Annotated in this window: 15 protein-coding genes; 13 read left to right on the plus strand and 2 right to left on the minus strand. The window is 38.7% G+C overall.

Annotated elements, in window-relative coordinates; genetic code table 11:
* The first annotated feature begins 5 nt into the window (after positions 1 to 5).
* The 9 genes from aroE (at position 6) to K3T81_RS05750 (ending at position 7,173) form a co-directional block, all read left to right on the plus strand.
* The gene (gene aroE / locus K3T81_RS05710) at positions 6 to 848 is read left to right on the plus strand and encodes a shikimate dehydrogenase (RefSeq protein WP_238019035.1); all 843 of its coding nucleotides are present in this window, start codon (positions 6 to 8) and stop codon (positions 846 to 848) included.
* Between the two features lie 4 nt (positions 849 to 852).
* Positions 853 to 1,143 (plus strand): ribosome assembly RNA-binding protein YhbY, encoded by a 291-nt coding sequence (gene yhbY, locus K3T81_RS05715; RefSeq protein ID WP_106896987.1) that lies wholly within the window; start codon positions 853 to 855, stop codon positions 1,141 to 1,143.
* 16 nt (positions 1,144 to 1,159) lie between these two features.
* A complete protein-coding gene (locus tag K3T81_RS05720; protein WP_106896986.1) occupies positions 1,160 to 1,726 on the plus strand; it encodes a nicotinate-nucleotide adenylyltransferase in 567 nt (188 codons plus the stop codon).
* Positions 1,716 to 2,291 (plus strand): bis(5'-nucleosyl)-tetraphosphatase (symmetrical) YqeK, encoded by a 576-nt coding sequence (yqeK, locus tag K3T81_RS05725; protein WP_238018789.1) that lies wholly within the window; start codon positions 1,716 to 1,718, stop codon positions 2,289 to 2,291. Before K3T81_RS05720 ends, yqeK begins: the two co-directional genes overlap by 11 nt.
* Entirely contained in the window at positions 2,292 to 2,642 is a 351-nt protein-coding gene (gene rsfS / locus K3T81_RS05730) for a ribosome silencing factor (protein WP_036572473.1), read from the plus strand.
* Between the two features lie 4 nt (positions 2,643 to 2,646).
* Positions 2,647 to 3,405: a class I SAM-dependent DNA methyltransferase gene (locus K3T81_RS05735; protein ID WP_238018791.1), complete on the plus strand. Its 759-nt coding sequence runs from the start codon at positions 2,647 to 2,649 to the stop codon at positions 3,403 to 3,405.
* A 93-nt stretch (positions 3,406 to 3,498) separates the two neighbouring features.
* Positions 3,499 to 4,092 (plus strand): helix-hairpin-helix domain-containing protein, encoded by a 594-nt coding sequence (locus tag K3T81_RS05740; protein WP_238018793.1) that lies wholly within the window; start codon positions 3,499 to 3,501, stop codon positions 4,090 to 4,092.
* Between the two features lie 220 nt (positions 4,093 to 4,312).
* Positions 4,313 to 4,888 (plus strand): ComE operon protein 2, encoded by a 576-nt coding sequence (locus tag K3T81_RS05745; protein WP_106896982.1) that lies wholly within the window; start codon positions 4,313 to 4,315, stop codon positions 4,886 to 4,888.
* 2 nt (positions 4,889 to 4,890) lie between these two features.
* Positions 4,891 to 7,173: a DNA internalization-related competence protein ComEC/Rec2 gene (locus K3T81_RS05750; RefSeq protein WP_238018795.1), complete on the plus strand. Its 2,283-nt coding sequence runs from the start codon at positions 4,891 to 4,893 to the stop codon at positions 7,171 to 7,173.
* A 181-nt stretch (positions 7,174 to 7,354) separates the two neighbouring features.
* Here the strand turns inward: K3T81_RS05750 and K3T81_RS05755 are convergent, their stop codons facing one another.
* Positions 7,355 to 7,489: a YqzM family protein gene (locus K3T81_RS05755; protein ID WP_036572483.1), complete on the minus strand. Its 135-nt coding sequence runs from the start codon at positions 7,487 to 7,489 to the stop codon at positions 7,355 to 7,357.
* Positions 7,490 to 7,800: 311 nt separating this feature from the next.
* Here K3T81_RS05755 and holA point away from each other — a divergent pair, with 311 nt between their 5' ends.
* Positions 7,801 to 8,817 carry a DNA polymerase III subunit delta gene (gene holA, locus K3T81_RS05760; RefSeq protein ID WP_238018797.1) on the plus strand — a complete coding sequence of 339 codons (1,017 nt, stop codon included), beginning with the start codon at positions 7,801 to 7,803 and terminating at the stop codon, positions 8,815 to 8,817.
* Positions 8,818 to 8,910: 93 nt separating this feature from the next.
* Here holA and rpsT read toward each other — a convergent pair whose 3' ends face one another.
* Entirely contained in the window at positions 8,911 to 9,177 is a 267-nt protein-coding gene (gene rpsT / locus K3T81_RS05765) for a 30S ribosomal protein S20 (protein WP_106896979.1), read from the minus strand.
* Positions 9,178 to 9,399: 222 nt separating this feature from the next.
* On the opposite strand from rpsT, the gene gpr reads away from it, so the two are divergent.
* The 3 genes from gpr to K3T81_RS05780 all read left to right on the plus strand — a co-directional run bounded on the left by gpr (position 9,400) and on the right by K3T81_RS05780 (position 12,103).
* On the plus strand, positions 9,400 to 10,500 hold the full coding sequence (gene gpr, locus K3T81_RS05770) for a GPR endopeptidase (RefSeq protein ID WP_238018799.1): 1,101 nt from the start codon (positions 9,400 to 9,402) through the stop codon (positions 10,498 to 10,500).
* A 106-nt stretch (positions 10,501 to 10,606) separates the two neighbouring features.
* The gene (gene spoIIP / locus K3T81_RS05775) at positions 10,607 to 11,782 is read left to right on the plus strand and encodes a stage II sporulation protein P (protein ID WP_238018801.1); all 1,176 of its coding nucleotides are present in this window, start codon (positions 10,607 to 10,609) and stop codon (positions 11,780 to 11,782) included.
* A 3-nt stretch (positions 11,783 to 11,785) separates the two neighbouring features.
* Positions 11,786 to 12,103, plus strand: coding sequence for a hypothetical protein (locus K3T81_RS05780; protein WP_238018803.1), 318 nt, complete (start codon positions 11,786 to 11,788; stop codon positions 12,101 to 12,103).
* The last annotated feature ends 37 nt before the right edge of the window (positions 12,104 to 12,140 follow it).

Genomic DNA, 12,140 nt, shown 5'->3' on the forward strand with positions numbered 1-12,140 from the left:
AGCTTATGGTCTATCGTCTTGGGTTAATTGGATATCCGATTGAACATTCTCTTTCTCCATGGATTCATGAGTCCTTTATGAATCAAGTTAGAGTAAATGGTAGCTATAGACGAATAGAAATTTCGCCTGATAAGAACTTTCAGGAAGAGATTTCCATGCTAAAACAGGAAAATTTAAAAGGCTTTAATATTACAGTCCCTTATAAGCAGAAGATTCTTCCCTTTTTAGACCAGGTCGATCCCGGAGCAGCTGATATTGGTGCTGTTAATACAATTTGTGTTGAGGATGGGCAATGGATAGGATATAACACAGATGGCATGGGTTATTTACGGTCGCTTGTAGAAGAATATCCAGAAATAATAAAACAGGATAATGTACATGTTTTACTACTTGGTGCAGGTGGTGCTTGTAGGGGAATCTATCATGCTTTTGTGAATGCAGGTTTTAAAAACGTCGATATTGCAAATCGGACAATAGAAAAGGCAGAGGAAATTGCACTTCTTCAAGGTGAGGGAACCGTGACAGAAGTGTTCACATTAGAAGAGGCAGCAAGACTAACTGGACGGTACGATCTCATTATCCAGACCTCTTCAGTGGGTATGAAACCAGAAACGGATACATCAATTATTCCATTAAACCAAATAAAAAAGGGCGCAATCGTAAGCGATATCGTTTACCAACCGATTAAGACTGCTTTTTTACAGCAGGCTGATGATCTTGGAGCAAAGCTCCACTACGGGCATACCATGTTATTGTACCAGGCACAGTATGCTTTTGAAATTTGGACAGGCAAGCGCGTACCTATTGGTGAGATGGATAGTGAATTAAAAACAATATTGGAAGGATGATACGATGTTAACAGGTAAGCAGAAACGATTTTTGCGAGCTGAAGCAAATCAGCTTAAGCCTATTTTCCAAGTAGGAAAAGATGGGGTAAATGACAACATGATAGAGCAAATAGGAGATGCACTCGAGAAGAGGGAATTACTTAAGGTAAGTATTTTACAAAATTGCCTTGAGGATAAGCATACTGTTGCGGAAAAACTAGCAGAGGGAACGGGAGCGGAAATTGCTCAAATAATTGGAAACAATATTGTGCTTTACCGCGAGTCTGAAGAGAACAAACAGCTTTTACTTCCCTAAAGAAGGGGTGTTTTATATGAAGAAAGTAGGTATCCTAGGTGGCACGTTTGATCCTCCGCATCTTGGTCATCTCATGATTGCTGAGGAAGCGCGTGAAAAACTTGAATTAGAGGAAGTTTGGTTTATTCCTTCCTTTACTCCGCCACATAAAGCGGATCTAGGTACAACTGCAGAAGATCGTATGAAAATGGTTAATTGTGCAATTAGTAATAATCCCTTTTTTAAGCTGAATACAATAGAAATAGATAGGACGGGAAAATCCTATACGATTGATACCATCAAGCGTTTAAAGGAAATGCACCCTGATCATGACTTCTATTTTATTATCGGCGCAGATATGGTGGAATATTTGCCGAAATGGTATCAAATTGAAGAGTTAGTTAACTTAGTACAATTTGTAGGGGTTAAAAGAGCAGGATCGACATTAGACACGGATTACCCTGTAATAATCGTTGATATTCCTAGTGTTGACATTTCTTCCACAGATTTGAGGCAAAGGGTAAAATTAAATCAACAAATCACTTATCTAACCACAGAACGTGTGCAAGCGTATATTAAGGAGAATTATTTATATGGAAATTAGTAAGGCGAAGGAGCTTGTAGAGCCTCACCTAACAGAGGCAAGGTTTGACCATTCACTTCGGGTAGCAGAAACAGCGCGCTATCTAGTTGATCTCTATGGTGGGTCAAAGGAAAAGGCGGAGTTAGCAGGAATTTTACACGATTATGCTAAGTATCGTCCTTTAAAAGAAATGGAACAGCAAATCAAAGCATTTAACTTGCCTAACGATTTATTGGACTTTCATTCTGAGCTATGGCATGCACCAATTGGAGCAATTTTGGTTGAAGAGGAATGTGGCCTAAAAGACGAAGATATTAAGGGCGCTATCAAATACCATACAACTGGAAGAGCCAATATGACGAAGTTAGAAAAGATTATTTTTTTGGCTGACTATATTGAACCAGGAAGAAGCTTTCCTGGCATAGAAGAAGTTAGAGAGTCGGCGAAAACAAATTTGGAGCATGCCTGCTGGCTAGCAGTTCGAAATACAATACAATATTTAATAAGAAAAAATGCTAAAATCTACCCGGATACATTCCATGCTTACAATGATTTAAGCAGTCACATAAACGGAGGTAATGAATGAATGGAAAATAAGGAAATTGTAAAATTAGCAGCAAAGGCTTGTGATGACAAGCGTGCAGAAGATATTACGGCACTTGATATGAATGAGGTGTCATTAGTTGCAGATTACTTTTTAATTTGCCATGCAAACACAGAAAGACAGGTTCAGGCAATAGCGCGAGGTATTAAAGAAGCGATGGATGAGGCAGGTGTAGCTGTTAGTCGAATTGAAGGCCTAGAACAATCCAGATGGGTTCTTGTTGATTTAGGTGACGTTGTATGTCATGTGTTCCATAGAGAAGAGCGTGTTTATTATAATCTTGAAAGACTCTGGGGAGACGCAGAACGCCTTCAGTTTGATCATGAGGGCTAGATAGATGGCCTATAAACAGATGGCTAACGTATACGACCGCCTCATGGAGAGTGCACCGTATGATGCCTGGCTTGAATTTACGCAATACATCTTTAAAGAATATGGAAAATCCGTACAAAAAATCGCTGATTTAGGTTGTGGCACTGGTGAGATAACCAAACGACTTGCGATGGAGGACTATCAGGTGATAGGTGTTGATTATTCCTCTGACATGCTAGCATATGCGGAACAAAAGTGTAGTAATGCAGGCCTTAAAGTCCAGTGGTTAAATCAGGATCTAAAAGAATTACAAGGCCTTGGGGATTTGGATGCAGCTATTAGCTATTGTGATGTAATCAACTATATTACTGAGGAAAATGATTTAACAAGCGTCTTTCAAGGAGTGGCGGATAGCCTTAAAGAAGATGGGCTGTTCATTTTTGATGTGCATTCCATCCATCAAGTCGAAAATAACTACGTAAACCAAACCTTTGCAGATGTACTGGAAGATGCTTCCTATATTTGGTTCTGTCATCAAGGAGAGGTGCCAGGAGAAATGTTTCATGAGTTGACTTTTTTTCAGTATCAAGAGGACGACACATATGTACGATTTGATGAAAATCATCACCAACGGACATATAAACCGAATTTTTATATAAATTTATTAAAGAGGACAGGCTTTAAAAACATAAAAGTACACGGGGATTTCCAGGAGAATGAAGAAATTGACTTGGAACATGCGGAGAGAATCTTTTTTTCAGCTGAAAAAGGGAAGGATAGTTAAACTATCCTCCTCTTTTTTTGTTTGAAGGAATACGAGAGTTGGTATCGAATATAAAAGATATCCCCTAATTTTAATGAAAGGAGATGGAAAACGTTGTTAAAAACAGTAAAAAAAGCGGGGATCTTTATTGTCGCGGCTGCTGTTATGATCCTGTTTCTGTTTCTCTCAAGAGATAATTCTACTACAGGTGATAAAAACCTCAATCAAGTAACCCCCTCCCAAACGGATGATCCTCCGGACGATACTGAAGATGCCTCTGTCGAGGATGTTTCAATTTATGTCGATATTAAAGGAGAGGTAAACAATCCTGGTGTCTTTGAAGCTACTCTAGGGGAACGAGTCCATGATATGGTCCAAAGAGCTGGTGGCTTCACAAATGAAGCTGATCAAACTCAAGTAAATCTTGCACAAAAGGTACATGATGAGATGAGTATTATTGTCCCGACAACCGGAGACGTTATTGAAAATGTGTCCAATAACGAGATAGGCTCAGAAAAGGTACATCTTAATTCGGCTGGCAAAGAAGAAATTGAGACACTGAGTGGGATTGGGCCGAGTAAAGCAGAGGCAATTATTGCTTATCGAGAAGAAAATGGACTTTTTCAATCGTTGGAAGATTTACTTAAAGTTTCGGGAATTGGTGAAAAAACAATCGAACAGTTACAAGATTCTATTCAAGTGCCATAACCACTTTATCCCGGTGCAACCGTCCGTAAGACTCCCACTTCCAAACATGAAGTGAAACTGTAAGTTATAGTGGGAATAAACGGACGCTAACACCCCGATTCGTTCAACTAACAATCAGTGGGGGAAATGAAAACCTCGCTGATTGAAGTTTCACTTTATTGACGAACAGAAATAACGAAAGGTAAACTACTAATAGCATATTGAAAAAGGGGGCTTAATAATGGAAAGAATATCGTGGGATCAGTATTTTATGGCACAAAGTCAGCTACTCGCATTGAGAAGTACCTGTACTAGATTGATGGTAGGTGCGTCCATTGTAAGAGATAAGCGAATTATTGCTGGTGGCTATAATGGGAGTGTCTCCGGAAGTATCCACTGTATTGATGAAGGCTGTTATGTAGTGGATGGTCATTGCGTACGAACCGTGCATGCAGAAGCAAATGCATTATTACAATGTGCTAAATTTGGGGTACCAACGCAAGATGCGGATGTCTACGTAACTCATTTCCCATGCCTCCAATGTTCTAAGCAATTAATTCAAGCAGGTATTAAAACGATCTATTATAAAGAAGATTATCGAAACAATGAATATGCCATTCAGTTATTTAAAGAAGCTGGCGTTTCTGTGAAAAAGGTTGCCTTGGATTACTTAGCTGTAGATTTAAATTATCAAGAAAAACAAAACTATGTTGACGAGTTGCTTGCTATGTTGTCGGATAGTACCGAGCATAAGGAATTTGAAAAACTAAAAGAGAAAGCGGATGCCTTATTTTCCGCAACAACTAGTAGGGGTTAAGCTTGAAAGGAAACTGGCATATCGTAGCGATGGCTGTCACGGTTAGTATTATCACCGTTCTGACATCGAATTATCTCTTTGGTACCTGCTATATTATATGGCTTGGATACTTATTATTTCAAAGAAGGCTGAGAAAGGTTACGTTACTTCTGGCTTCAGCCTTCCTTTGCTTTTTCCTCCTCTACATTCCAAAGATCCAAGATTCCCAACCTGGATTCTCAGGAACCTCGCTTCCTGAACAAAGCTTTATTGGTCAAATTAACGGGCCGATCGAAAAGAACCCAACACACATCCAATTCACCTTTGAAGATAACGCCACTAATCAACGTTACCTCGTTATGTACTTCCAAAATGATGCTCCAGAAACATTAACCTCATCTCATTTAAAGTCTGGCGCTACTTGCGAATTCCAGGGGGTTCCAGAACGCCCTAATCCGAGTACGAATCCTGGAGAATTTAACTATCGGGACTATTTAGCTTCGAAGAAAATAACGTATCAAGTAAATTTAAACGCTTTACATGACGTTACCTGTACAGGCCAAGACTTATTTCACCGCTTTTACACCTTACGTGAAAATTTATCCACCTATATAGATAAACGAGTATCTTCAAATACGAGTGCCTGGATGAAGGGCTTAGTACTGGGAGATGATTCCGCAATCCCCGAAGATACCATTGAACTTTTTCAACGATGGAGTCTATCTCATCTTTTGGCAATTTCAGGTTTACATGTTGGTTTATTTGTGGCTTTTTTGTATTTCGCCCTACTAAAACTCAATTTGCTTACAAAAGAAAAAGCACAGTGGCTTATACTATTTTTACTTCCTGCCTATGCAGTTGTAGCTGGAGGAGAGCCTTCGATTTGGCGTGCAAGCATGATGGTACTATGTTTTATCCTCTTAAGAAAATTTAAGAGAGCCTTTAGTTACACCGACGTCCTTAGTTTTGTGTTTCTACTATTTGTTTTAATCAATCCTTATATGGTTTACCATGTTGGGTTTCAACTTTCATTTCTCGTTACGCTAGGATTACTTCTCTCACAAAAATGGCTTTCTAATTCAAATTCACTGATAGAACAAGGGTTAAAGATTAGCTTTGTAGCCCAAATGATGATCCTTCCATTGTTGTTCCATCATTTCTACATTTTTCAGCCACTCTCTGTCTTGGTCAACACGCTTGTCGTTCCATATTTCTCTATTCTGATCATTCCCTCCATGTTCCTTTTTCTTCTCATTTCTCCTTTCCCGATTATCAATCTCTTCGATAAGTTATTTTCAATGGCGCAAAATGTACTTTTAACTTTGCTTACGTTCTTTGACGAGCATGTTAATTATCCATGGACAATGGACGGAATGGCAATTGAGTTTGTTGCTGTCTATTACGGGTTATTTTTTGTTTTTATGTATTATGTACAAAACAAAGACAACAAAAATGCATTTGTCGCCGGCTCAACTATCGTGATTTTTGTTTCGTACTTTGTAGCTATACCCTATTTCTCGCCGTATGGAGTGGTTACAATGCTTGATATTGGGCAGGGAGATGCCTATGTTGTTGAATTGCCATACCGCAAAGGAGTTTTTTTAATAGATGCGGGCGCTGGTGTATCGTTTCCTGAACGAACACCAACCAACTCGAAATATAAACAAATTATTCAGCCCTATTTAAAATCGAGAGGGGTTACCAAGCTTGATGCCATTATAATAACGCATAAGGATATTGATCATTCCGGTAGTGTCCAATATTTGGCAGAGGAGTATAAGACAGATCAGATTATAGTGAGTGATTATTATGAGATTGATCAGAGGTCAAAAGAATTATGGAATCAAAAAAATATTGCAGTTCAGCGTGTTAAACAGGGGGATCAACTTAATTTGGGCGGACAACAGCTACATGTGCTGGCACCAATGAATGATAAAGGATCTCCAAATGAAAATTCAATCGTACTACTAGCAGAACTTGGTGGACAATCATGGCTATTCACCGGTGATATTGGCAGAGAGGAAGAAAAGGAGCTTATGCGTTCTTACGAGCATTTATCTATTGATGTATTAAAAGTTGCGCATCATGGTAGTAGTTCATCATCGGATGATGCATTTTTAGACCATATCGAGCCAGAAATTGGGTTGATATCAGCTGGAAGGAATAATAGGTATGGCCATCCAACTGAGGAAGTCATTGCTGGATTGGAGAATATTGAAGCCACGATTTTACGAACAGATAAAGATGGAGCGGTACAGTTTGTATTTACCCAAGAAGCAGGAACCTTTTATAAATTTCTACCATAGGATAACGTATGACCAAAAGCGCAGTGTTAGGTTAAGAAGCAAAGCTAGCCTGATGGTGCTACTTTCATTAAAGAATGCTACGTGCTCATTTTATAACTCCAAGAAAAAAGAGACTGTATCGGAGCAGTCTCTTGGTTAATCAGCACGGCATATTGCTGACTACTTATTACTTTATTCACGTCTAACGGCCGGCTACGCTGATAATGACACCGATCGCAAAAATTAAAGTGAAGAAAATAAATGAAAAAGCAAAGCCTTTAATGGAATCAACTACATCATTGTTTTTGGATTGTACATTCTTTTCAAAATCATTCACTTTTACCCCTCCTATATCACCATTTAGTATAAATTAAAAACGTTAAAAAATCCACTTATGGCTAAATATTTGTTACAGACAATTTATACGTCTCCAATTATAGAAAGACTTAACAACCATACTTTAAGACATGATGGATACTCTATAAAGGAGAACAAATATCGTTTTGCTGATAGTTCCTAGGCCTTGAAGCAAAGCGTTTATATAGATATCGGAGGGAAATAACGAAGTTTATTTCCCTCTAAAAATTCCTTGCTATTCCACCTTTGAAGACGTACCATTATGGTATACATAGTAGTGGAGTGAGTGGAATGAGTTATCTGGAAGTCATGAAAAGTTTGAAAAAAGAAGTTGCTCCGGTTTATATGATTTACGGAACGGAAACATATTTTATCGAGAAACTTAAAAAGGAACTAATAAAGCAGGTGTTAGGTCAGGAGAAGGAAAATCTTTCGATATATGAATTAGATGAGACACCAATTCAAGAGGTCGTTACGGATACGGAAACCTATCCTTTTTTTGGTGGTAGGAAGTTAGTTTTTGCAAATAACCCAGTCTTTTTAAAAGCTAAGCCTGATAAATTATCCTTTGAACATGAGGTAAGTACATTAGAAACATACCTTTCTAATCCTGTTGATTACACGGTCCTTGTGTTGATAGCACCATATGAAAAAATCGATGAACGAAAGAAAGTAAGCAAGCTACTTAAAAAGCAAGCAACAGTGGCAGTATGTAACCCGGTAAAAGAATATGAAGTCAATAAATGGATTAAAGACTTAGCTGTTCAATTTAAAGTGAGCATTGCTCCTGATGCATTGGAAATTTTTGAATCAGAGTTGTCAACTAACCTGCAGATGTTAGAGAATGAATTGATGAAGTTGGCATTATATGTAGGAGAGGATGGAGTTATCACAAGGGAGATAGCAGAACAGTTAATTGCACATACTGCAGATAACTCATCGCTTCGTTTGGTTGATGCTGTAATAGAGGGAGATTTGTATAAGGCAATCTCTATCTCCAAAGATTTGCAGAAATTGAAGGAAGAACCAATTGCCCTAATTGGATTGCTTAGTTTTCAGTTTCGCACCATCTTAAGAGTAAAACTGTTAAAACAGAAGGGTTATACACAGTCCCAGATGCAAAAGCAACTTGGTGTACACCCTTATGTTATTAAAATTGCCTTAAGCAGGGAGAAGAAATTTCAGCTTCATGTGTTGCAACATATAATGGACAAGCTTGCTAATGCCGATGCAGCAATGAAAGTTGGCGGAATGGAAAAAGAGCTTACACTGGAACTTTTGCTTTATGATTTAGTCCAGATAAGATGATGTGGGTCATTGGAGGATTTTGGTCTAAGTAACGAAATTAGTTATTGGTAAGTAAAAAAACGATCCTTAGGGGATCGTTTTTTATTTGGTCTATTAAGCACCGATTGTATTAACTTTTTTAGTCAAACGGGATTTTTGACGATCACCGTTGTTTTGATGAATAATTCCTTTTTGAACAGCTTTGTCAATATGCTTGATTGTTGACTGTAAAGCAGCTTGTGCGTTTTCCGCATCATTTGCTTCTACAAGACGTTCAACACGTTTAATTTGAGAACGCATTTCTGATTTCTGAGCGTTATTTTGCAAGCGTTTTTTGCTGCTTGTTTCTACGCGCTTCATTGCAGATTTAATATTAGCCATTATTTCACCTCCTAAAAGAACTTCAACTTACATTCCAATTCTAATGTATCCCAATCTAATTTAAGCAAAGGCAATGCCTTCATTACTTTGTTAGTGGACAAGAGACATTTTACCAAAGGAACCGATTGTTTTCAATAGCTTTGTTGTCTTCTTCGGCAAATTGTATGTTTTAGGTGAATTTGTCAATTCTAATTACTAATGAGTTCTGAAAGGATGAGAGACATGAAGGAGCAACAAGATAAGGTATTTCAAGTCCGTACAGACCTTGCTATTGAAGCAAAGGATATGTACGTGGAAAAGGATCAATCTGATGAAAGAAAGCTAACAGGGGTGACCATTAAAGAGAGAGAGCAAGACAACATAAAGATATCCTATGTTGATATAGACGAAGAGGGAGCCAAAATGCTTGGAAAGAAACCTGGTTCATACATTACCATTTATGCTGATGGTGTAAAAAAACAGGATACAGCCAGGCAGGAAGCAGCGGCTAAAATTTTGGCGAAGGAGTTAGAAGAACTAATCGCCAAAAATAATATAGGACCAGACAGTACTGGTTTAATTGTGGGGTTAGGAAATTGGAATGTTACCCCAGATGCACTAGGACCGATGACGGTTGAGAAAATACTTGTGACGAGTCACTTGTTTAAGCTTCAACAGGAAACGGTCTCTGAAGGATATCGCCCTGTTGCTGCAGTTACTCCAGGAGTGATGGGTGTAACAGGTATAGAAACGAGTGATATCATCTTTGGGATTGTGGAGAAATTAAAACCGGATTTTGTTTTAGCAATTGATGCATTAGCTTCACGCTCTATTGAAAGAGTAAACGAGACAATACAGCTATCTGATACTGGGATTCATCCAGGTTCAGGGGTAGGGAACAAAAGGAAAGAACTAAGTAAAGATACACTTGGTGTTCCGGTAATGGCAATAGGTGTTCCAACAGTAGTAGATGCCGTAACTATTACTAGTGATACAATCGATTATATTTTAAAGCATTTTGGTAGGGAATGGAACGAGAAAGACAGACCATCTAAGGCGCTCGCACCGGCAAGTATGAATTTTGGCGCCAAAAAATTTACAGAGGAAGACCTTCCAGATGATGAAAAGAGACAAACCTTTCTTGGTATTGTCGGCACACTATCTGATGAAGAAAAGCGGAAATTAATTACAGAAGTGCTGACACCGATTGGTCATAATCTAATGGTAACACCAAAAGAAGTAGATGGATTTATGATTGATATGGCAAGTGTTATTTCTAATGGTATTAATGCAGCACTTCATGAAAAAGTAAATGTCGACAATTTTGCTTCCTATTCGAGATAGTAAATGACTCTCTATTAAAGTCATAGCATTCTAAAAGAATTAGTTCTACTTCCGAAACACAGCTCATAGAGTTAACTATAGAGTTGGATTTCGGGAGGTTAGATGTATGCTGCGGAGAAATAAAGGGATACAGACTTTATATAAAAGAGGTGGGCTATACTTGCTCGGTATCATCGTACTATTTATTGGTATCGGGATACTCACCACCATAAAGCCAGCTTACCGATTATCATCAGAAGTCATTACCAATTTGACCAGTGATATCGATAGCTCTACCTTCCTCTATCTACTTGGAATGGAAAATAGAGTCTATAGAGAAGCATATCCAGAGGACAAAAGGATGCCAAAAATATCTTCAGCATTATTACAAGTTGCAACTAGTGTAAAGCCAAATGATCCACGAAGCCTTCTCGGCAATGAATTACCTGGATTTTCGGAGTTTGACAGTCGTATTCTGATCGCTGGAGAAGGCACTAACTATACAAATTTACCAATGGAATCATCTCCCCCTTTAGAGGATGTTCTAAAAGATCGTAATGCAGTAGTCAAAGAAAGCGAAGGCAATGTAGAAGAGGATAAGGAGAAAATTGAGGAGACAGAAGATACGCCTACCACAGGTGATCGAGATGTCGTTTATATATACAACACACACAATAGAGAGTCCTTTTTGCCGCACCTTCCTGGTGTGACAGATCCAAATCAGGCGAGTCACAAAGAAGTTAATATAACAATGGTGAGTGATCGTCTTGCTGAATCATTAGAGAAAAATGGTATTGGTACCAGTGTAGATGATAGTGACATTATGAGTATACTGAATGGCAAGGGTTGGGGCTATGGAAAGTCATACGACGCTTCTCGGGAAGTCGCAGCTGAGGCACTGGCAACAAATAAGGAAATCCAGTATGTCTTTGATTTGCATCGTGATTCGATTGCAAGGGAAAAAACAACCAAAAAGCTAAATGGAGAGAATTACGCCCGGATCATGTTTGTAGTGGGATTAGAGCACCCAAATCATGAAAAGAATCTAAAAGTCGCCACGGAACTTCATCATCTAATAGAGAAAAAGTACCCTGGGCTGAGCCGTGGGGTAATAACGAAAGCTGGCGCTGGTGTGAATGGTATTTATAATCAAGATCTTACGGAAAATGCGTTATTAGTAGAGGTTGGTGGAGTGGGAAATAATATGGATGAGCTTTACCGATCAGCCGATGCAATTGCAGATGTGTTTAGTGAATTTTATTGGGATGCCGAGAAAGTTGATGCCAATGCGGAAGGGGAGTAATCGATGTTACGTTCAATCGTTGTCTTGTTATTGCTCGCTGTCTTTTTCCTGACGGGGATGCTATATGGCCTCAATAAGGACGAAGCAATGATCCTTGAAGAACCGAAAGCAGAACAGCTTGATGAATCGAAGGAAGAGCTACCTGTTTCGGGGAATGAGAAAGAGACAGAAGAGTCACCTGATAATTCTGCTACCTCTCTCCAAATGGAAGAACCAACAAATCTCACCCAAAAGACGGCTTCTATAATGGAGGCCGGTGTTAAAGGCTTTTATGAAGCAATTGTACAGATTATGTACCAAATCTCACAGATCTTTTTTTAGGGGGGGAGCAAGGATGCTTATAACATCTTTGCTTTTT

Source organism: Oceanobacillus jordanicus, assembly GCF_022095695.1.
Classification (GTDB): Bacteria; Bacillota; Bacilli; order Bacillales; family Amphibacillaceae; genus Oceanobacillus_B; species Oceanobacillus_B jordanicus.